This window comes from Vibrio mediterranei (assembly GCF_013364395.1).
Lineage (GTDB): Bacteria > Pseudomonadota > Gammaproteobacteria > Enterobacterales > Vibrionaceae > Vibrio > Vibrio mediterranei.
Map to the genome: position 1 here is coordinate 1,704,266 of NZ_JABXGK010000001.1, position 20,780 is coordinate 1,725,045.

19 protein-coding genes are annotated in these 20,780 nt (G+C 42.7%); 5 read left to right on the forward strand and 14 right to left on the reverse strand.

Features of this window, described 5'->3' with window-relative positions:
- Positions 1 to 222 precede the first annotated feature (222 nt).
- From HOP38_RS08040 to ttcA, 4 genes are all read left to right on the forward strand, one after another.
- Complete coding sequence (locus tag HOP38_RS08040) at positions 223 to 1,086, forward strand: hypothetical protein (RefSeq protein ID WP_006074477.1); 864 nt, start codon at positions 223 to 225, stop codon at positions 1,084 to 1,086.
- On the forward strand, positions 1,079 to 1,876 hold the full coding sequence (locus tag HOP38_RS08045) for a glucosaminidase domain-containing protein (RefSeq protein ID WP_006074478.1): 798 nt from the start codon (positions 1,079 to 1,081) through the stop codon (positions 1,874 to 1,876). Before HOP38_RS08040 ends, HOP38_RS08045 begins: the two co-directional genes overlap by 8 nt.
- Positions 1,877 to 1,879: 3 nt before the next feature.
- Positions 1,880 to 2,536, forward strand: a complete 657-nt coding sequence (locus HOP38_RS08050) for a DUF2987 domain-containing protein (RefSeq protein WP_198557821.1) — start codon at positions 1,880 to 1,882, stop codon at positions 2,534 to 2,536.
- 201 nt (positions 2,537 to 2,737) lie between these two features.
- Positions 2,738 to 3,631, forward strand: coding sequence for a tRNA 2-thiocytidine(32) synthetase TtcA (gene ttcA / locus HOP38_RS08055; RefSeq protein WP_006074480.1), 894 nt, complete (start codon positions 2,738 to 2,740; stop codon positions 3,629 to 3,631).
- Positions 3,632 to 3,794: 163 nt separating this feature from the next.
- Here the strand turns inward: ttcA and uspE are convergent, their stop codons facing one another.
- The 10 genes from uspE to ccoN all read right to left on the reverse strand — a co-directional run bounded on the left by uspE (position 3,795) and on the right by ccoN (position 12,747).
- Complete coding sequence (gene uspE / locus HOP38_RS08060; RefSeq protein ID WP_006074483.1) at positions 3,795 to 4,739, reverse strand: universal stress protein UspE; 945 nt, start codon at positions 4,737 to 4,739, stop codon at positions 3,795 to 3,797.
- A 158-nt stretch (positions 4,740 to 4,897) separates the two neighbouring features.
- Entirely contained in the window at positions 4,898 to 5,644 is a 747-nt protein-coding gene (locus HOP38_RS08065; RefSeq protein WP_006074485.1) for an FNR family transcription factor, read from the reverse strand.
- Between the two features lie 91 nt (positions 5,645 to 5,735).
- The gene (locus HOP38_RS08070; RefSeq protein ID WP_198557822.1) at positions 5,736 to 6,410 is read right to left on the reverse strand and encodes a sulfite exporter TauE/SafE family protein; all 675 of its coding nucleotides are present in this window, start codon (positions 6,408 to 6,410) and stop codon (positions 5,736 to 5,738) included.
- Entirely contained in the window at positions 6,407 to 6,586 is a 180-nt protein-coding gene (ccoS, locus tag HOP38_RS08075) for a cbb3-type cytochrome oxidase assembly protein CcoS (RefSeq protein WP_006074487.1), read from the reverse strand. Before ccoS ends, HOP38_RS08070 begins: the two co-directional genes overlap by 4 nt.
- Position 6,587: 1 nt before the next feature.
- Positions 6,588 to 8,957 carry a heavy metal translocating P-type ATPase gene (locus HOP38_RS08080; protein ID WP_198557823.1) on the reverse strand — a complete coding sequence of 790 codons (2,370 nt, stop codon included), beginning with the start codon at positions 8,955 to 8,957 and terminating at the stop codon, positions 6,588 to 6,590.
- Positions 8,958 to 8,960: 3 nt separating this feature from the next.
- A complete protein-coding gene (locus HOP38_RS08085; protein ID WP_006074489.1) occupies positions 8,961 to 9,440 on the reverse strand; it encodes a FixH family protein in 480 nt (159 codons plus the stop codon).
- 89 nt (positions 9,441 to 9,529) lie between these two features.
- Positions 9,530 to 10,504, reverse strand: coding sequence for a cytochrome-c oxidase, cbb3-type subunit III (ccoP, locus tag HOP38_RS08090; protein ID WP_006074493.1), 975 nt, complete (start codon positions 10,502 to 10,504; stop codon positions 9,530 to 9,532).
- Positions 10,504 to 10,677 (reverse strand): cbb3-type cytochrome oxidase subunit 3, encoded by a 174-nt coding sequence (locus HOP38_RS08095; RefSeq protein ID WP_006074494.1) that lies wholly within the window; start codon positions 10,675 to 10,677, stop codon positions 10,504 to 10,506. Before HOP38_RS08095 ends, ccoP begins: the two co-directional genes overlap by 1 nt.
- A 10-nt stretch (positions 10,678 to 10,687) precedes the next feature.
- Positions 10,688 to 11,308 (reverse strand): cytochrome-c oxidase, cbb3-type subunit II, encoded by a 621-nt coding sequence (gene ccoO / locus HOP38_RS08100; protein ID WP_006074497.1) that lies wholly within the window; start codon positions 11,306 to 11,308, stop codon positions 10,688 to 10,690.
- 11 nt (positions 11,309 to 11,319) lie between these two features.
- Positions 11,320 to 12,747: a cytochrome-c oxidase, cbb3-type subunit I gene (ccoN, locus tag HOP38_RS08105; protein ID WP_006074498.1), complete on the reverse strand. Its 1,428-nt coding sequence runs from the start codon at positions 12,745 to 12,747 to the stop codon at positions 11,320 to 11,322.
- A 259-nt stretch (positions 12,748 to 13,006) separates the two neighbouring features.
- Between ccoN and HOP38_RS08110 the strand changes: the two genes are divergently transcribed.
- Positions 13,007 to 13,369, forward strand: a complete 363-nt coding sequence (locus HOP38_RS08110) for a hypothetical protein (RefSeq protein ID WP_198558288.1) — start codon at positions 13,007 to 13,009, stop codon at positions 13,367 to 13,369.
- A gap of 19 nt (positions 13,370 to 13,388) precedes the next feature.
- Here the strand turns inward: HOP38_RS08110 and HOP38_RS08115 are convergent, their stop codons facing one another.
- The 4 genes from HOP38_RS08115 to HOP38_RS08130 are packed head-to-tail and all read right to left on the reverse strand — an operon-like array spanning position 13,389 to position 20,767.
- A complete protein-coding gene (locus tag HOP38_RS08115; protein WP_006074500.1) occupies positions 13,389 to 15,536 on the reverse strand; it encodes an ATP-binding cassette domain-containing protein in 2,148 nt (715 codons plus the stop codon).
- Entirely contained in the window at positions 15,533 to 17,131 is a 1,599-nt protein-coding gene (locus HOP38_RS08120) for an ABC transporter transmembrane domain-containing protein (protein ID WP_198557824.1), read from the reverse strand. Before HOP38_RS08120 ends, HOP38_RS08115 begins: the two co-directional genes overlap by 4 nt.
- A gap of 41 nt (positions 17,132 to 17,172) precedes the next feature.
- On the reverse strand, positions 17,173 to 18,558 hold the full coding sequence (locus HOP38_RS08125; RefSeq protein WP_198557825.1) for a TolC family protein: 1,386 nt from the start codon (positions 18,556 to 18,558) through the stop codon (positions 17,173 to 17,175).
- Complete coding sequence (locus tag HOP38_RS08130; RefSeq protein WP_164491405.1) at positions 18,533 to 20,767, reverse strand: response regulator; 2,235 nt, start codon at positions 20,765 to 20,767, stop codon at positions 18,533 to 18,535. The genes HOP38_RS08125 and HOP38_RS08130 overlap by 26 nt, the downstream gene beginning before the upstream one ends.
- Between the last annotated feature and the right edge of the window lie 13 nt (positions 20,768 to 20,780).

A 20,780-nucleotide genomic window follows, 5' to 3' on the forward strand; every position in this document is an offset into this window, starting at 1 on the left:
AACAGAAAAAATTTTGCAGGTAAAACTAAAGATTATTTACCATACTAAGTTAAGAACTTACTGAGTCGAAATTTTCGCCTTATCAAGTGGTTAATTATCATCCAAAAAGACAAGAAAGCAAGGTTATAACAGTGATAATACATTGTTGTTCCCGCTATAATGGCGCAGCCTTTTCAACGAAGAAATTACACATTCGCGATGTGGATGTAACTTGGAAATACTATGAAAAACGATTTTGAAAGAGACTTCAATCTAGGTGGAAGCATTGAGCGCGCGGTGTCCGGCCAGTATGAACTTAAAGCCGGAGCGGTGTTTCAAGAAGCTTGGAAGCAAACCACCAAGCATTTTATGTCTTTCTCTCCTGCTATTATCGCACTGATTTTTGTGCAGTTAGGAATCTTCTATATAGCGCTGCAATTGCAACTTGGCGACCCGTCAGTGATCTTACAAGCGTTCCAAGATCCATCTCTTTTGAACGAACAAATTTTTCAAGCTATATTTGTCGCCAACTTCAGTTATGAAGTAGTAAGTGCACCGGTTTATGCAGGTATCTCGTTGATGGCAATGAGCCACGCTGCTGGACTCACTACAAAGCCACGTCATATTGCAAAAGGTCTGCAGTTTACTGTCCCAGTGATTATTGCAACTCTGTTTAGCCTTGTACTACAAGGGATGGTTAGTATGATCCTGCCGTTCTTGTCTATGTATTTATCGTTAGCTTTTAGCCAATCGATTCTGCTTATTTGTGAAAAGAAAGTTCCGCCATTGCAGTCGCTTTTACTTTCATTACGAGCAGTAAATAAAAAGATATTCGTACTAGCAGGAATTTACATTCTGTTAGTATTGATGTTTATTGCTGGGGCCATGTTCTACGGAATCGGTCTAATTTTTGTGTTGCCATTCTTCTTCCATGTAAAGGGGATCCTTTACCGAGAGATGTTTGGCATCAAACTGAAAATTGTGGCATCTCAAGATGACAGCGGCTCAAATGACGACTCGGATCATCGTGATAACGATGACAATACGCCACCACCTCCGAGAAACGATGACAAGCCAAATAAGAATCCAGAGGTATTTGATGCGTAAGTCACGCAAAATTCTTTCAATTATCGCTCTCCTGTCGGGGAGCGCTTTTTTATTTTTCTATGAAAAACAGGATGACACTGAGCAACTAGATTCGACGTTAACGCCGATTTCTGAATCCAAACCTGACACAGCTACAATTACCGATACGCGTACCAAAAAGAAAACCTTCTTTGATTACTTGCGTCCGGGTGTCGAAATAGAAAATGCACGTGTACAGAAAGAGCGCAAACGATTATTGGATATGAAAACGGCTCTACAACAAGAGAATTCGCTAAGCTCAGAACAAATTGAGACCGCTAAACGATTAGGAAGGCTGTATTCGCTCGAACCCACAGAAGTGACTTTAGAATGGCTTGAAGATATGTTGCACAGGGTCGATGTCCTTCCTGAAGCTCTTGTACTTACTCAAGCGGCAAATGAATCAGCTTGGGGCACTTCTCGATTTGCTAAAGAGGCCAATAATTACTTTGGTCAGTGGTGCTATAGCAAAGGTTGTGGGCTGGTTCCTTTACAAAGAAGTGAAGGTAAAACACACGAAGTTGCAAAGTTTGATTCCCCGCAAGGGTCAATTCATGGTTACTTTATGAACGTTAACCGTAATCGTGCTTACCAAGAACTGAGAGAGATTCGTGCCAACATAAGAGACAAAGGACAAGATCCGCGAACGGAAGTAGCCGCATTGGAAATGACGAACGGATTATTGCGTTACTCAGAGCGAGGTGAGGCATACGTCAAAGACCTGCAAGCAATGATTCGTCATAATGAAGAATTCTGGACACAAAAACAATAACTTATGAAAGTAATAAATCTAGCCCTTTTGGGATTGGCGGCGAGTACATTTACGCTGCCTACGTTAGCTCAAGAATACATGTTTACCTACTCAAAGCTTTATTCGCAAATGAAGAATAATGCCAAAGAAGGCCATGAAGACGTGAAAGTCGGTTTTTTCTTTGTTGATGCAGACAACAAATCACTTTGTACAATCGAAAAAGCCTGGATGGAGAAAGAAGAACATTATGAAGATCTTCAAACGAGCGCTGCGAATGAATTACTCGTTCCTCTAGACAGTAATCTAAAGCAAGCCAACCCGTTGGTGTTTGTACATACGCCGCAGGACAAGCGATGTGATTTCTCTATGGTAGTACTGACCAAACAGCCTTTATCGGGAGAAGTCTCTTACAGTGAAATAAACAACTTACTGCCTCAAATGCAGACTATGTTAGAAGACTTAGGTGGCATGTTTGCAAGTTGGTTTACTCCTGACGTAGAAGGAGTGACACTTGAGTTTGCATCTGACGTATCTGGCTCAATCGCTTTTTCTAATGGTAAAGTACAACCGATCGAGAATAGAAAAGCACAAGTCAAACTAGCGGATATTGGCGAAAATGGCTATATCACGCTTCCAGCACAGACACTGCGCGTACTGCCATATCTACCAGCAGCTAAATAAGCTTCTAAACATTCAATCCTCTTTACCTGAGAGGATTGAATCCTTCTTTATGCTACAAACCCACTTGTAAATCCGCTCACTACAACTCAACTTGAAACAACCATTTAATAATGGCAAAAAAGCTCGTATAATCCACGCCCCAGATAAACCCTTGATAGGAAATCCAACCGTCGACATCTGTCGGCAATGTGAGAGCCCGCGATGACCCAAATAGATACAAGAAAAGAAACCCTAGAATTCAACAAACTTCAAAAGCGCCTTAGAAGAAATGTTGGAAACGCGATCATAGATTACAACATGATAGAAGAGAACGATGTTGTAATGGCGTGTATTAGTGGTGGTAAAGACTCATTTGCGATGCTCGATATCCTGCTTAATCTTCAAAAAGCAGCGCCTATCAAGTTTGATGTTGTGGCCGTAAACTTAGATCAAAAACAGCCAGGGTTCCCTGAGCATATTTTGCCTGACTACTTCGAGACACTAAACATTCCATATTATATTGTGGATAAAGACACCTACTCAGTAGTGAAAGAGAAGATCCCTGAAGGCAAAACAACATGTGGTTTATGCTCTCGATTACGTCGCGGCACGCTATACTCTTTCGCTGAGAAGATTGGCGCAACGAAAATAGCATTGGGTCACCATTTAGATGACATTGTAGAAACCATGTTCCTAAATATGTTCCATGGTTCCCGTCTCAAAGCAATGCCACCAAAACTGCGTTCAGACGACGGTCGTAACGTTGTTATTCGTCCGTTGACGTACTGCCGTGAGAAAGATCTGATTCGCTACGCAGAGCATAAAGAGTTCCCTATTATTCCTTGTAACCTATGTGGGTCGCAAGAAAACTTACAGCGTCAATCAATCAAGGCCATGCTGATCGATTGGGATAAGAAAACTCCAGGGCGTGTAGAGAGCATCTTCAAATCGATTCAAAACGTTAGCCCAAGCCAGTTAGCTGATCGTGAATTATTTGACTTCGTCAACCTCCCACTTGATCGTGAAGGGGAACGAGAAGCTTATGACTTTAGCGAAGCGACAGTTTCTTCAACTAATATCGATGAATCAATGTTTATTGATGTGACCAATGTTTAGTTACGAAATCTAATCAAAAAAGCGCCCCTCGTTAGAGGGGCGCTTTCTTTTCTGTAGTAGGCATTCTGAATTTATATCTTTATACATTCCCAATCCAGAATCATGTAAAGGATTCAATGTCCTGTTCAAGTCTATTCCTGCCCGCATAGGGGAAACGTACTTATCAGGCTTGGCTTGGGTCTAATGGGCTGATGTAACCTTCAGGTTTCAATGCCATTACGTCGCAGTTTATCTTATCAATTACATGTTCAGCCGTATTGCCGATGAACACCGCCGATAAACCCGTACGTCCAGTAGTACCAAGTATGACCATACCTGCATCAAGCTGACGTGATACATCAGGGATGATATCTTCCGGCAAGCCTTGTTCAACAATAGTATGCTCTTCTGAATAACCGTGTTTTTGTCTTAGGGCTTTCATCGCTGTCAAATGATGGCCACGAACTGCATCGGTATAGGTTGCAGGATCGAACTCAGGAAGCTCAATGGTAATATTTGCTGGGGTGACAGGGTAGGCGTTAACCAAATAACCCGTTGCGCCAAGGCGTTCAGTTAAACTATCAAGCTGTTTGACCATACAGTCATTAAGATCGATGTGGGTTGGGTTTTCAGAGCCAACATGCACTGATGCAATAATGTTAGCGTGTTCTGGCCAGTCTGAATTTTTAACCAGTAATACAGGCACTGGGCATTTTCTTAACAAATGCCAATCTGTCGGGGTGAAAATGACAGACTCTAAGATGTCGTGCTTGCGCGTCGCTTTAATGACAATATCGTGCTTCCCTTCAAACACTTCTTCTACGATGGCGACATAAGGGCGATTGTGCCAAACAACTTTTACATCGAAATCAAAACTGTCATCGATAAACGGTTTGGCAACATTGCGCATCCACTCTTCACGTTGCTGAATCACACCGCGTCGCATTGCGTCACGCTCTTCATGCGAAAGCATAGATGTCATATCGTAGGAAAAGTCGTAGATAGATAAGAAGAACGAAATATGGCTTCTGGATTTACTCTTCTTAGCAAGTTGAACCGCACGAGCAAGGGCAGGTTGCTCATCGCTATTGAGGTTCGCAACGACGAGGATTTTACTGTAAATGCTCATAGATACTCCCTACCTATTTGGGCTATAACCTAAATTAACTTTAGCGCAAATCTATGAATTTTTTTAGAAAAATTGGAGAACAGGTAGGTAGAAATTTGAAGTGGCTCATCATAGAGCCACTTTTTGAAAGGTTGTAGAGTTCTGATAAAAACGTCAGTTTACTCTTTGGTAACGCCAGCCATTTCCATCAAAGCATCGTGATCGATAATGGTAATGTATTTACCTTTTACACTTAATACTTCAGATTTTTGGAAGCGACCCAATAGGCGACTGATTGTTTCGACAGTCAGACCAAGGTAGTTACCAATGTCACCACGAGTCATAGTGAGACGGAATTCTCTAGGACTAAAGCCTCGTTGAGAAAAGCGTGTCGACAAATTATATAAGAAAGCGGCTAAACGCTCCTCTGCGTTCTTTTTAGAAAGCAGTAGAATCATTTCTTGGTCGCCTTTAATCTCGTTCGACATCAAACGCATAATTTGTTGACGAAGCTTAGGCATTTTTCCTGACAAATCATCTAGAATTTCGTAAGGAATCTCGCAAACCATTGATGTTTCAAGTGCTTGTGCAAAACTAGGGTGTTCATCACCCGTAATTGCGTCAAAACCTACAAGATCACCAGCAAGGTGGAATGCTGTAATTTGCTCGTCACCTTGTTCTGTGATGGTATAGCTCTTGATTGTGCCAGAGCGAATAGCATAGAGAGACTTAAGTTCATCACCCGCTTTAAAAAGCTCTTGGCCTTTTTGAATTGGCTTTTTACGTTCAATGATTTGGTCGAGTTGATCGAGCTCAGATTCATTCAAAGTAAAGGGGATACACAGCTGACTAATACTACAATCTTGACAATGGATGGCACAGCCACCGGACTGAATACGTTTTGCTACAGGTTTTTCAGAAATCATAACAACCTTTCACTATTTGATGTACATCAAGATTTTATCATTCATTACCCCTTAAGGGTAGCTAAAAAATCAATGATAAAACAATCATCTATTAGTTTGCGTTAAAAATCATCACCGATTCATAACCTGTATACAGGCCATATACAAGTATAGAAATCGCTGCGATATTACGGAATATTAGCGAATTTTGCAGGCTTTTTAATTTTGTTGCGCTCGTTCCAACAAGTAGCATCGCTGGCAGTGTACCTAGTCCAAACGCTAACATGGTGGCGCCGCCGCCCAATGCGCTTCCAGAAACCGCTGCCCACGTTAATGTTGAATAAACAAGTCCACAAGGCAACCAGCCCCAAAGAAAACCAAAGGGGATAGCATAGCTGCTGTGCTTTAAAGGAAGTAATTGGTTTGCGAAAGGTGAAATTCGTTTCCATAACGACTGACCCAGCTTTTCAACAATTAACAAGCCATTCCACCAACGCCCTACGTAGAAGGCAAGCAACACCATAAAGGCGGCTGCAATGATGCGCAAAATAGCAAGTGCATGATTAAACTGGGAAAGCGACGCAATCCCTGCAATCGTTCCACCTACAACACTACCTATCAATGCATAACTGATCAAACGGCCAAGATTGTAATTAACGATAAGAGTGGTAGGGGTTTTATTCGGTTGTCCGATAGAAAGGAGGGAGGCTATGCCACCACACATTCCCATGCAGTGGCCGGCGCCGAGTAAGCCGATAGTAAAGGCGCCTAATAGATCCAATGTCACTCTTTTGAATCCTTCTTGGTATCCTTTTTCTGCTCTACATCTTCATCAAACAGAATATTGTGACCTTGTCTTTCAAGATCTTCAAACTGCTCACTCTTTACTGCCCATAGGAAGATACCAACTGCGACACAAACTAAGACAATGGCAATTGGGATCAATATGTAGATGCTTTCCATGTTACTTACCTTCTTCTTTGAGCAAGCGCAGCGAGTTTGAAACTACGATGATAGAACTCGCTGACATCCCTACTACTGCGATGTAAGGCGCGACAAGACCGGCAACCGCGAGAGGTAGGATGAGAAGATTATACCCTAAAGACCAAGCTAGGTTCTCTCTAATAATCTTTCTTGTTCTTATCGCTAACTCTCGAGCAGTCAAGATCTTATCAAGTCGGTCTCCTAGCAACACTAAATCTGCCGAAGCTTTAGCAACGTCTGTACCGCCACCCATAGCAATAGAAAGGTGAGCGCCCGCCAGAGTTGGAGCATCATTAATACCATCGCCGATCATCATAGATACATCGTTACTACCCAAAGATTTAAGATAGTCCAGCTTATCACTTGGTGAAGCGCTGGCGACTACGTCATCTATGCCCACTTCTTTTGCGACTACTTCTGCATTTGCCATTGTATCGCCAGTTAACAATGTGGTTTTTACACCTGCCGCACGCATCTTATCAATAAACTCAGCCGCTTCTTTTCGAATCGGATCTCGGTATATAAATGTCGCTACATGTTCACCATTGATAGACATATATACGCTGTTACGAGCATTATCGGTTCTACCAAGTACAAAAGAAGCATTGCCTATTTTTACTAAGGAATCACCGAAATACCCCGTCAGCCCAGAGCCGATAACGTTTTCGACGCTGTTCACCGCTAATTCACGGTTTAAGTATGGTTTAAACGCGCGAGCAATAGGATGGTTGGCATGACTTTCAAGAGCGGCTGCTAACTCCAACGCTTGCTGCTCTGATAAATCACCAAACAAATTGGTTTTAGCAATTTCGATGTCGCCATGTGTCAACGTTCCCGTTTTATCGACAACAAGATGATTTACCTTACATAAGGTCTCAAAGACATGACCTCTACGAGACAAAATACCAAGAGTGCCCATTCTTGAACTCGAACAAGTAATCGCTGTAGGAGTTGCCAACGAAAGCGCACAAGGGCAGGTTGCAACAAGGACAGACAACATGATCCAGAATGCGTCGTCCGGCTTAGTCTGATGCCAATAGAACCATGTTCCTGCAGCGATAATTAATATAATTGCCACAAAATAGCGTGCAACGATATCGGCAATTTCAGCTATCTTGGGCTTAGTTAACTGCGCTTCATCTTGCAACCTCACAATGCTTGAGATCATGGAGTCAGCTTTGGTCGAGCGCACTTCCAAGTCGAAAGCTTCATCGCCATTCAACGTACCTGCATACACAAAGTCGTCTTTGCTTTTAACAACAGGTAGAGATTCACCAGTCAACATAGATTCATCGATATGAATACGACCACTGAGCACGACCCCATCTGCTGGGATATGTTCACCTGGTAGTACTTTGATTTGGTCACCGATTTGTAGAGATTTTACTGGTACTTGGTCACCATCTAATTTGTTGGCTATCGCAGGGACAAGCTTAAGCAGGTTGCCGCTTGCTGCTGCTGCCTTACGGCGAGCGCGCATTTCTAGATACCGTCCAACGAGCAAGAAGAAGGTGAACATGGAGATCGACTCAAAGAACACTTCTCCTTTTTCAGCCACGGTAGCAACTAAACTGGCCACGTAAGCAAGAATGAGAGCGATGGAGACAGGAACATCCATCCCTAGTGTTCGACCCTTAATACTTCTCCAAGCATTGATATAAAAAGGTAGGGCGGAATATAGAAGAACAGGCGTTGCGAATATCAAACTGACCCATCGGAAATAGTTTTTAAACTCCGGTTCTAAATCACCAAACACCTCTAGATACAATGCCACAGCAAGCATCATAACTTGCATGGTGGCTAGGCCAGCAATACCCAGACGATATAGATACTGCTTCATGGTAGCGTGGTAAGCAGCCTCTTGTTTATCAGCCTCAAAAGGTGCTGCTTTGTAGCCTAAAGAATGGATAGAAGAGAGCAGTTGGCTGAGTTGTGTTTTGGTTTTGTCCCATTTAAGCAGAGCACGGTTGGTGGTTGTATTAACGCGAATAGACAGCACACCAGGCTCGACAGCCATACGTTTTTCTATTAACCACGCGCAAGCCGCGCAGGACACACCGTCAAGTGACAACGTCACCTCTTTGGTGTCTTCGTTGTTCCGTACAAATTCAGCTTGTACATCTTCATTGTCATAATGAATTAGCGACCGCAATTGTTCTGGGACGAGATCGGCTTTCTCTGCCGGTGCTGTTCGATATTGATAGTAGGAGACTAATCCGCTATCCACGATGGTTTGAGCCACGCTTTCACAGCCGGGACAACACATGTCCCGTTCTGCACCTAATATGTCTACGCTGAAGCTCGTGTTGGCTGGTACATCTTCACCGCAGTGATAACACGTCTTACACATAATCTAATCTAACAACACTACATCAGTTTCAGTTGGAAAAGTGACTCGACCTTGAACCATCCACGCTTGGTCATGTGGCTGTAGTTCAACGAACCAAGGCCCTTGCACATCATGGTCCAATATAAGGCGATAAGTGCCTTTAGCATCGGCAGTTAAGAGTTTTTCAAAGTCTCTATCCGGCAGAGTACGGTGAGTAAAAGTAGCAGTGAGAGCTGGAAAGTGGGGCAGTTGACCTTTCTGAAGCGTAATCAGAATAGTGTCTCCAGCAGACGAAACCGTAGCATTTAGCCCCAATTCTTTAGCGACATTAATCTTGGTTAGATCAACGTTAATTCCCTTGCCTTTTTTATAGTAATCCTCGGCAACCAGATTGACTTTGTTGTCTAATAACAGTGAAATTCTGTAGACAGTTGCAATCACAACGATAAGCGGCAACGCGATTAGAAACCACGGCCAGAATTGTTTATACCAAGGCTTTACCATAAAAAAGTTCTCAACAGCTAACTAAGAAAGAAATTATAATTTATCTAGAAAAGACAGCCCCTTACAAGGGGCTGTTATTGAAATGTTACTTATTTGTCGGAATTACTTAGGCTCCAAACGTACGCTGAAACCAGCTGTACTTTTTCTTCACCTAGAATGTCTTTCCATGCTGGCATAACACCAGAACGACCATTCATGACTGTTTCAGTCACAGCAGCACGAGAATCACCAAATAGCCAAACTTGGTCAGTCAGATCAGGAGCACCTACAGCAGGGTTACCCTTACCGTCTGTACCGTGACACGCTGCACAGACTACAAAACGAGCTTTGCCTGCTTCAGCTTCACGTGCGTTAACTTTACGACCTGATAGGCTCAGTGTGTAGCTGACTACTTCACGAACGCCATCTTCGCCCAATGCGTCTTTCCACGCTGGCATTTGACCGATACGACCCTGCATAACAGTAGTTACGATAGCTTCTGGTTCACCACCATATAGCCACGCATCGTCCGTTAGATTAGGGAAGCCAGTTTGACCACGCGCATCTGAGCCGTGACATTGAGAGCAGTTTTGTAGGAACAAACGTTGACCCACTTTGATTGCTTCACTGTCTGCTGCGATTTCTGGGATAGGGCGCAACGCACCATCCGAAGACTTCGCTAGACGGTTGAATGCCTCACCAAAGTGAGTTTCTGCGTCATCTAGCTCTTTTGCATACTGTACAAGAGACTTGTTGCTCTGTGCAGCGGCAATCGATGCTTTTGACTCTTCAATCGAACGTACTGTTTGGTCCGAACTTTGCCAGCCTAGAAGGCCTTTATAACTACCTAGACCCGGATATAGCGCAAGGTAGATTGCTGCAAATACGAACGTACCGACGAACAAATAAGTCCACCACTTAGGCAGTGGGTTGTTTAGTTCACGAATACCATCGTACTCGTGTCCCATATCTTCGCCTTCTTCGACACCCATTTTGTCGCGAACACACCAATACAGGATAGCTGCGCAACCAAGCAACGTGCCGACAGTGATGACAATAATCCATAGACTCCAGAATGTAGTCATTACTTAGTCACTCCTTTTTCTTCGGAGGTGGGTTTTTGCTCGTCAGCGAATACTAGGTTTGCATCTTCTTCGAATCGTGATTTACGACTTTTACCGAAAGCCCACCACACAACACCGATAAAGCTCGCGAACAAAACTATGGTCCAAATACTGTGAATAGTACCGATATCCATAAGCCCCTCCTTATTTCATCGCATGGCCTAAAGATTGAAGATAAGCAATGATGGCGTCCATCTCTGTTTTACCTTCTACGTCTTTAGATGCATTTGCGATTTGCTCGTCCGTGTATGGAACACCAAATTGATTACGGAAGATCTCAAGTTTCTTCTGCGTCAGTTTGCCATCCAGTACGTTTTCCTCAAGCCAAGGGAAGCCTGGCATGTTTGATTCTGGAACCAATTCACGAGGATCAATTAGGTGAACACGATGCCACTCATCTGAGTAACGTCCACCAACACGAGCTAGATCTGGGCCAGTACGCTTAGAACCCCATAGGAATGGGTGTTCCCAAACGCTTTCACCAGCGACAGAGTAGTGACCGTAACGCTCAGTCTCTGAACGGAATGGGCGAATCATTTGGCTGTGACAAACGTTACAACCTTCACGAATATAGATATCGCGACCTTCCATTTCTAGTGCACTGTACGCACGTAGGTTTTTCACAGGTTCAGTCGTTTGCTTTTGGAAAATCAGTGGTGTGATTTCAACAAGTGCGCCCAAGCTGATTGCGAATACGATTAGGATAGCCAGTAAGCCAACGTTACGTTCAACGACTTCATGGCGATTGTTAGAGTTTGAGCTCATTTTTAATCTCCTTAAGCCGGTTGAGGGATAGCTTTCAAGCTACCTTTCGTTGCAGTGATTGTCTTATAAGCGTTGTATGCCATTAGGAACATACCTGCTAGGAAGATGAAACCACCAATGAAACGAACGGTATAGAATGGGTAAGACGCTTGTACAGATTCTACGAAGCTGTAAGTCAGCGTACCGTCTGAGTTAACTGCACGCCACATTAGACCTTGCATTACACCGGAGATCCACATTGCTACGATGTAGAGCACCGTACCAATTGTAGCCAACCAGAAGTGAGCATTAATAAGACCTACAGAGTACATGCGCTCTTGGCCGAATAGGCGAGGGATTAGGTGGTATACCGAACCGATAGATACCATCGCAACCCAACCTAGAGCACCAGAGTGTACGTGACCGATAGTCCAGTCAGTGTAGTGAGACAATGCGTTAACTGTCTTAATAGACATCATCGGGCCTTCGAACGTTGACATACCGTAGAACGACAGAGAAACGATCAAGAAACGAAGAATTGGGTCGTAACGCAGCTTATGCCAAGCACCAGACAGCGTCATGATACCGTTGATCATACCACCCCAAGAAGGCGCGAATAGAACCAAAGACATCACCATACCTAAAGACTGAGTCCAGTCAGGTAGAGCTGTATAGTGTAGGTGGTGAGGACCAGCCCAGATATACAGAGAAACAAGCGCCCAGAAGTGAACGATCGATAGACGGTAAGAGTAAACAGGACGTTCAGCTTGCTTTGGTACGAAGTAGTACATCATACCTAAGAAACCTGCCGTAAGAAGGAAACCTACCGCGTTGTGACCATACCACCATTGAACCATCGCATCGACGGCACCAGAGTACACAGAGTAAGATTTACCCATTGATACTGGAATTGCCATACTGTTCACGATATGAAGTACCGCGACGGTAATGATGAACGCTCCAAAGAACCAGTTCGCTACATAGATATGCGATGTCTTTCGCTTGATAAGTGTTCCAAAGAACACAATCGCGTAAGATACCCATACCACTGCAATAGCGATATCGATTGGCCATTCTAATTCTGCGTATTCTTTACCAGAGGTGAAACCCAACGGTAAAGTAATTGCAGCGGCTAAAATAATTGCTTGCCATCCCCAAAAGGTGAATGCGACAAGAGGGCCCCCAAATAATCTCGTTTGACACGTACGCTGCACAACATAATAAGACGTTGCAAACAGAGCACTAGTACCAAACGCAAAGATTACCGCATTAGTATGCAAAGGACGTAAACGACTGTACGTCAACCACGGCGTATCAAAGTTGAGCTGTGGCCAAACTAATTGAGCGGCAATCAAAACACCTACTGCCATACCAACAATACCCCAAAGAATCGTCACTAAAGTGAACTGGCGTACGACGGTATAGTTGTAGACTTGTTCAAGCTGCTTTTCTTGGCTCATTAACATGCTTCCAATTTTCTAATTAACTACACTTTACTTCCAACACGACACATGTCGTAATGCTACCCAACCCTTCAGAAGAACTAACGCCTAATCAAAACGTTACTCAGCTTTCGGGATTTAACAAAAAGTAGCATTTTCAGCCAACAATAATACTTCAATTAACAAATCAAAAACAGGGTAGTAACCTTATGGTTGGTCGGGTTTTTGACCATTTATTTCAAAACTTTGAAGTTTGTTACACGGAGAACACGTAAATATGCCAGCACAGAAGTTAACAAAAGGTAGGATTGTTCAAATTATCATCATGATGGTGGTGCTAATTGCAGCATTTACATACAGAACCATTAGCCATAAGGAGTCTAGCGAGGTTGTTTGTCAATCTTCACAACCATGTGAGGTCAAATTTCAAGACAAAAATGTCCGTTTTCTGTATCAAGATTCAACAAACACGCTCGCGGTCACAAAATCAGAAGATTTAACGATTAAAGGCTCAAAAAGTGATGGTTCAGCGTTAAATGTGACCGCCACTATGAACATAAGTAAAGATGAAATGCCGGTAACATTCGTGATCTCAGACGATAGTGATAATTCTGTTAAGGTAGATATTCTGCCAAGATAGAAATTGTGTAGTAGAGATTTTAAGTTCCCATTGCGTTCATTACTTTATCAGGCGTACCGAAGTATTTCTGAGAGCCATCTTTATCCAAAAGTAAACAATGTGTTGCGCTAGAAATTAATGTAGGCGCTACGGTTGTATAGATGACAGTTTTGTCTCTTAACACACCGGCGAACAGCTGATTAATATAAGTCGCATGTTCAATTTCAACGCCTATCAGGGGCTCATCAATCAGAATGATCTTTTGACTCATATCTGCGAGCCCTATGGCCAACCTCAACCTTTGTAGTAATCCAGAAGGTAGATGAGCAAGCATCTCTGTATTTATATGTGTCTCTAGGCCTTGCTCAAAGAATTTCTCTAGCCCGAGCAAAGTAAAGGATCTCATCATTTGTTCTTTTGAAATTACGCCATTATGCAGGATGTAATTCGATTCCAGTGAACCTTCATAAAGATGGAGGTCAAATGGAATATAGCTAATGCCTTTTCTATATCGATAGTTGTTGAACTGTTTAATATTATAACCGTCCAGTAGCACACTGCCTTGATATCTAGGCTCCAAGCCAGCAATAAGAGTCAACAAGGTCGTCTTACCACAACCTGCTGGTCCTGAGATTGCAACTTTGCTCCCAGGGGTAATATGTAGGCTCAAGTTCGTCAGACCTGTCGTCGCACCTTGATAGCGATGAACCAAGCCACTCACCGCCACTTCACCATTAAACTGTCTAATTGGAGGGCTTTTCTCAATCGACGTTTTGTCATCATCAAGTGACATCAAGGCATTAATCTGTGCAGTGGAAGATTGAATAGTTTTGAATTTAGCCAAAGAGTTGTAGATCCCCATAATTGGCCCTAGAGCTTTCCAGACTAAGATAACGGTTGCTAGCATTGCGCCAGCACTTGCTGTGCCGTCAATTACCCCTATGACTGCGGTAACAATTGCTGCCGTGCCAACGGCTTGGATTAAGCCGCCACCAATAGCTTGAATCTTAGCATTTACCTTAGCGACAAATGCAGCATCGTTGGAGCTTTGCTCATGTGCGGCTCTGAATCTAGATTGAATAACTCGCAACAAAGGTAGTCCTTGTAGGGTAGTAATGCCTCTAAGGATTTCATTCCATTGATATGACACCATCGCGTTAGCACGCGAACTTTGTGACGTTGCTTGAGTATAGATATAGCGAGCGTACAAACAGAATACGATCATAACAAAGATGCCTGCGATGACAGTCAACGCAGCCGAGCCAGATAGAATAGTGATAGCGAGAATAAATAGCGCAACAAAAGGCAAGTCGAAATAGCTCAACGTAGATTCCGCGGTGACTAGCTTTCTGAATTGGTCGATATCTCGCAGCCTTGCTAATTGGGATGACACCCCAGCGCTGGAAGTCATTGAATAAGGCAGCCAAAGCAGTTTGGCGATGACATTTCTAGAGATATGGACAGCTAAATCTTGCCCTGATGTAGAAAGAATACGCATACGAACACGTCGAAATAAGAACTCGGCCATTGCGAGAAATATCGCAAACACTGTCAGCCAATACAGGGTCGACACAGAACTGGAAGAGAGCGCAAAATTATAGACACCCATAATAAAGAATGGCTGCAATGCACTGAGAATGTTAATGATCAAAGAAAGGAACACTAAGCTTTTGAATTCATTATTGTAGCGATAGAAAGTGTATTTCACCCAATTGCTTTTATCTTGAGTCTCAGGAGGCGGCTCTCGGAATAGCTTCGAGTATTCTGAGATGATGGTTAAAGAGAAGTTCAAACCATCTATAGGAATTGAGATAGTATTGTTGTTGCGATAATCGAATAACACCGCATTATTGCCTTCCACTTCAAGCAAGACCGCTGATAGCTTATCCAATTCTATGAAGCAAGGAAGCCTAGCCGCTTTGAGATCCTCAACGACGGCACGCTTAAACTCAGTCGTTCGGCACTGATAACCAAGCCTTGAGAGTGTTAATTCAAAGCCATGCTGGTCGTTATCACCGGGAGTAAAGGCATCGGATAAAATACTTGGTGTGCCTTCCCATTCTAAAGAAATCAATGTGTAAGCAAGGCCACGTAACAAAGGGGACTCTTGATATCTGAATTCAAACCCTTCAGCTTCAAAATCCTTTAGTCGCTGGGAAACATTATTGAAATCGACCAGTATCGTCATAAGTGAGCTCTCTCTTTAGAAAGTTTGATCGACTTCAACCCATACGATTCTGGTCGGATTTTATTACTTACGATAATAAGAAACTGACCAGAAGACTTAGGAACGAGCATAGACACGACTCGCTGTGCAAAGTCTGGGTCGAAAACCGTATCGATATCGTCAAGAATCACCAATTTCTTCTGACTAAGCATGGCGCGAATGATCAGCAAGGCATATTGCACTTGCCTAGATAGTGGGATAGTTTTATTTCCCTTCAGTTGGGTATAGAACCCTTGCTCTAAGGCATCGATTTCGTTTTTAACTGCAAGTCCTTTGCACAAAGTAAACGCGGCACCGTTTAACATAGGTCTAAAGCAGGTTAAGTTATCTATGATTGAGCCTTCAACAAAGCCACTGTTCCGATCGATTCGGTGAACTTGTTCGCGCCATGAATGGTAAGGTAGCTCAGACAACAATAAATCACCTATACGAATCACTGTATCGCCACATTCGTTATCGCAAGTTAGACTTCGAGTTAGATGACTTTTACCTGAACCCGAAGGACCTTGAAGTAGGATAGGCTCTCCACGATTGATAATGATTCGCTGTTTTTCATCGAGTTGAATCGTAATGTCATCAAAACTATGGGGCGCATGAACTTCATGTGATTTTTCAAAATGTTCTAATGCTAAGATCTCCGATATCTCAATGATCTGCACTCTATTTAGCTTCCAACGTCCAATAGTCCTCATTACTTGCTGATAGGGTGAGAAATAACGGTTGGTAAGCATAATGATGGCGGCCATCACGCCTTGTGTTGCCTCTAAGTTAATGACAGATATTGCAAGCAACACCACTACGACGGCTATCGATAGTTGTTGAATCAAGGTCAAGATTAGATTGAAGTGCGATTCGAGGTTTTCGTACTCAATGCTCTTTTTCTCACGTGCTTTAATCATATCGGTCATTAAACTTTCAAGCCGATATTCCATGGTTCGACTCTTGTTATCTAACGGGCTCGATACGATCTCAATGATTTTTGAGTTAGTCAGTCCTTCAATCTCTGATTTGGTTTGCTGGGCAGAAACTTTACGGTTTGAAATGCGAAATGCGGCGATCGCTAGGACTAGAGATGCGACCAAGAGCGCAATTCCAGCCCATAAATTAATGATGGTGATAACCGCTATGGTAATAACGCTAACGGCCGAATTGATAATTGCACGAACAACTTCACCACCGAAAAAATTCTTTAACTCTGGAATCGCAGCAATGCGCTCCAAATACTGGCCGGGCTCCAAGCGGCTAAACTCAGGGATTTGAGCCAGACAAATAGCTCTAAACACTTTGTTGGTAAGCCGTTGTTCGAAACTCTTCACCAAAGAAGCGGTAATGACTTCTTCTTGCATACGAAGCAAGTAATCTAAATAGATAGCCACAAGAATAATGGCGAAAAGAACAAACAGGGTATCCGTTGCTTGATTTGGCAATACTCGGTCAAAAATGATCAAGATTGAAAATGGCAAGACTAGCGCAAAAAGCGTCGACATTATTGTCGAGAAGGTTAGATAAAATTTATCCATCCAAGATATTTTCTGAGAGAAGTACGCTGTGTCCATTCTAAGTTCTCACTTTCATAAGCCGCTAGCCATTATTCTGGCTAGTTATCTTTCAAATGCTCAGGGATAACGTCTTGATAACGAATGCTCGAAGCTTCATCCATCATTTGCATGATTTTTTCAATGGTTAAAGGCGACAAGTTACCTACAAGTCGATCGAGCTTAATAGACTCGATGACATAGTCATATTTAGCACTCTCGTAATCTCTAATACTGTTAAACAACTTACTTTCAGCAGAGAGCAAGTCTGTGATTGTTCGCGTACCTAAACTATGGGCGCGCTTAATACCTTTGTATGAGGAGTAGTTAGCTTTAATAATGGTCTCGTAAGTAAAAACTGACTGGGAAAAGTCATTCAAGTTGAGAATAGAGGTTTCCACATCATTGCGAACTGTGTTTTGACTGTCCGTTAATAGCAGTTCGTTACGCTCAATGGTCTTTTTATTTTTTTGATACGAGTAATAGTCTGAACCACCAGAGGTTATTGGCACAGAAAGCACAAGCCCAACAGATTTATCGTCCGATATCCCTGTTGAGTTCGGGTTAGTCGACAGGTCGAAGTTATTCGTATCGTTATGTCGGTAACTTGCGTTTGCCGATAGATTAGGAGCAAAGTTCGAGCCCGTTTCCTTTAAAGTCCGATAACTTCGCTCCACGGTTTTTTGGGACAAGATGATATCGTTGTTAAACTTCATCGCTTGTCCCAACAAGTCTTGTTGTTGATCTAACGGGATTTCACTAAGCAGTACTTGACCTTTTAAGTCCTGAGAGGGAATTACTGGATACTGGGTTAACAAGGCAAGACGGTTTAATATAACGTCTTTGTCTTTCTGTAAACTTCTTAGCCGGTTAACAATGCCTTCCTTTTGCGCTATCACCTCATAAACTTCACTTGCTGCGACATTACCAAGCGACACATTTCGATTCATCTGTTTGAGGCGAGCCATCGACGAATCGAGTTCAGCTTTCGTCGCTCGGATTTTCGCGCCGTTTTTTAAGAACTCGAAATACTGCTCAGTAATCTGTTGAATGACTTCTTGAGTTTTTGCCTCGTTTCTTACTTCTTCAATGCTGAAATCCAGTTTACTGGTTCCATATTCGTAGATATCGCGAAGATTAAACAAACTCTGTGTCAAAGACAGACCATAACCATGATCGTTGTAGCTTGCATTAGTATCACTTACCCCGCTTAAATGAGTCGTAGTAGAGTTCCAGGTCGTTTTTACATCCGCAGAGATCGTTGGTAAGAAACTGGAACGACTCACGTCAATATCGTAGGCACTTTCTTCAACGCCTTTACGACTGGCAATAAGAGATACGTTGTTGTTTAGCCCAATCTCTACCGCTTCCAATACGGTTGCAGAATGTACTGTCATAGTGACGGTCATGCCAACTAAAAGGCTAATTAAGCTTCTGAAATGCCACATACTTCTTAATCACCTTGATAATTTCATCACTCTTGTATGGTTTGCTAATGACATAGTCCATACCTGCTTCGATACACGCTTTGTGCTCAGCAACACTGGTAAGTGCAGTGGCTCCTATAATCGTTGAAGGTGTTGTAGAGCCATTATCACTTTCATGTTTTCTGATGAGCTTGGTCGCTTCAATGCCTCCCATGCCTGGCATTATGCAGTCCATAAAAATAATGTCAGCGCGCTGAGCTTTGACCCAATCTACCGCTTCAGTTCCATCCCCAACCGTGTCGGCTTTATATTCTTGTTTCATCAAAATTCTCTTGAGCAAGAATTGCTGCACTTTGTCATCTTCAACAATCAAGAATGAGCTATTTTCCAGTGTTTCCTCAACGGACTCTGCGTTCAACGCCTCAGTTAGGTTAGGAATAAACTCATAAGGGAGAGCAGGGGTAAAGAAGACTTTGTCTACATACTCAAAGGCACTTTGCATGCCCTCAGCATGGTGTGCCAAGAGAAACAACTTGGTCTCATTTTGTTTTAATCGGGCGCTTAGTGTTTTGGCAAACGCGTCCATTTGGATACCTTCTATCGTGTCTGAAATGAGAATCGCATCAATACTGGTGCTATTGGCTGACACTCTAAATAGGTCATTGGGATCTTCACATAGTGTCACTTGAGCTCCCTGAGAGGTAAGCAAGTTGGTTAACAGATCTAAAGAGAGCCTACCTTGGCTACAAAGAACAAAATGTCGATTGTTAAGTTGCTGTGACTTGAAGGTAAAGAAGTTCTGAGCTTCCATATCAAATTCAATGACATAACGTCTTTGTTGTCCCGATTCATACCAACGAGAATCAAAATAACTGACATTACTCAAAATAGATTCTGTCCATTCATCATTAGAAGCGGTTATATCACTGCGTTCTGACCAATGAAGTGAATCAATCTTGCTACGTTCAACATTCAAGTGAGTAAGAAAGGTAACTGATAACGACATTCGTGTTTTGTCGACGTTGTCCGAGCTTTTTATCTCTACTTGAAACAGGACTTGTTTGTCATTTTGAATTTGTACTGCGCTTGAAAGTTTGAGGAACAGAATCCAAAAAAGGCTAGTTTGGTGACCGACAATGGTATTGGGAAGGTTGGTATTGAAATCACATTCAATATCTCGCTCTTCTCGATGCAGTTTACTTTTGAGATGAACAGTCAACTCAGACAAAGTGTTAAGAAAAGAGAAATGGCTATTACCTTTGTCTCTTCCTTGGGATAACAGTCGGTTGTAATTTTCAGCGAGTTCCGACAAGGTGTCTGCAGCAGAAGTAATGTCTTGTGCCAATACCGCACGACTATCTTCTGAGTCTTGAACTAAATATTGGATACCACCTTTGATCGTACTGGTAATTCCTCGTATCTCATATCCGATTAACCCATAGAGTTGTTGATTTAGGTCCGCATCTTTTTGTTGCTGATCCATCCTTTCAAATACCAATCGAAGTTTAGAGTATATATTGCGTTCGATAGGGTCTAGGTGAGCGCTATTCAAAATATCGTCGATTGATTTGGAGTCGAGAGAATCCAACCTTGATGATAGAGATTGAAAACTCTCATTGATAGAGTGTCTGTTTCTCGCCGTCTTCTTAAGTCGATACCATCCACCTAATACAACAAAAATGGCGATTAATGCTATAGCCGGAAATAGCAGAAAGAGTTTATCAATACTAGATCTAAGCTCGTTAATGGCTTGTTGATGCTCCACATAGAAGAGGTCATCAAATCGATTACGAATCTCTACATAATCTCTACTAAGCGCTTCCCTCAGTCTTTGATAATCATCTAGTGAAGTATCGTCTATCGCTTGAAACCTCAAACTCGCAAGTTCTAGGTGACTATACTCAACAGCACCGACCAAACTGACCTGAGATTTATCACTTGAAGCTAGCGATTTAAACTCCGAAAGTGCCCCCATCAGAAGGGTTAAACTTGAGTTAACACCCTCACAACTGCCACCATTAATACATGTATCTAAGTTTAATATTGTGGTCTCTAATTGTTGGTTTAAGAGTCGACTTTGCGAAATTAACGGGGTAGTAAAGTCCTGTTTAGAAGGGTGGGACAAATAGAACTGTAACGTCAACCAAATACCGAACAAGGACAGGATCATCAACGATGCAATCCCGAGTTTAATGATTGGAAAGGTGTAAATTTGATGCCTTGGTCTCATATTGATTTCACTC

Bases quoted from the DNA above. Each gene is read 5' to 3' on its own strand.
- ccoN (WP_006074498.1), bottom strand. From the start codon at position 12,747: ATGAGCCAAGAAAAGCAGCTTGAACAAGTCTACAACTATACCGTCGTA.
- HOP38_RS08120 (WP_198557824.1), bottom strand. From the start codon at position 17,131: ATGGACACAGCGTACTTCTCTCAGAAAATATCTTGGATGGATAAATTT.
- HOP38_RS08130 (WP_164491405.1), bottom strand. From the start codon at position 20,767: ATGAGACCAAGGCATCAAATTTACACCTTTCCAATCATTAAACTCGGG.
- HOP38_RS08045 (WP_006074478.1), top strand. From the start codon at position 1,079: ATGCGTAAGTCACGCAAAATTCTTTCAATTATCGCTCTCCTGTCGGGG.
- HOP38_RS08110 (WP_198558288.1), top strand. From the start codon at position 13,007: ATGCCAGCACAGAAGTTAACAAAAGGTAGGATTGTTCAAATTATCATC.
- HOP38_RS08115 (WP_006074500.1), bottom strand. From the start codon at position 15,536: ATGACGATACTGGTCGATTTCAATAATGTTTCCCAGCGACTAAAGGAT.
- HOP38_RS08125 (WP_198557825.1), bottom strand. From the start codon at position 18,558: ATGTGGCATTTCAGAAGCTTAATTAGCCTTTTAGTTGGCATGACCGTC.
- ccoP (WP_006074493.1), bottom strand. From the start codon at position 10,504: ATGACTACATTCTGGAGTCTATGGATTATTGTCATCACTGTCGGCACG.
- uspE (WP_006074483.1), bottom strand. From the start codon at position 4,739: ATGAGCATTTACAGTAAAATCCTCGTCGTTGCGAACCTCAATAGCGAT.
- ccoS (WP_006074487.1), bottom strand. From the start codon at position 6,586: ATGGAAAGCATCTACATATTGATCCCAATTGCCATTGTCTTAGTTTGT.
- HOP38_RS08040 (WP_006074477.1), top strand. From the start codon at position 223: ATGAAAAACGATTTTGAAAGAGACTTCAATCTAGGTGGAAGCATTGAG.
- ttcA (WP_006074480.1), top strand. From the start codon at position 2,738: ATGACCCAAATAGATACAAGAAAAGAAACCCTAGAATTCAACAAACTT.
- HOP38_RS08095 (WP_006074494.1), bottom strand. From the start codon at position 10,677: ATGGATATCGGTACTATTCACAGTATTTGGACCATAGTTTTGTTCGCG.
- HOP38_RS08065 (WP_006074485.1), bottom strand. From the start codon at position 5,644: ATGATTTCTGAAAAACCTGTAGCAAAACGTATTCAGTCCGGTGGCTGT.
- HOP38_RS08080 (WP_198557823.1), bottom strand. From the start codon at position 8,957: ATGTGTAAGACGTGTTATCACTGCGGTGAAGATGTACCAGCCAACACG.
- ccoO (WP_006074497.1), bottom strand. From the start codon at position 11,308: ATGAGCTCAAACTCTAACAATCGCCATGAAGTCGTTGAACGTAACGTT.
- HOP38_RS08085 (WP_006074489.1), bottom strand. From the start codon at position 9,440: ATGGTAAAGCCTTGGTATAAACAATTCTGGCCGTGGTTTCTAATCGCG.
- HOP38_RS08050 (WP_198557821.1), top strand. From the start codon at position 1,880: ATGAAAGTAATAAATCTAGCCCTTTTGGGATTGGCGGCGAGTACATTT.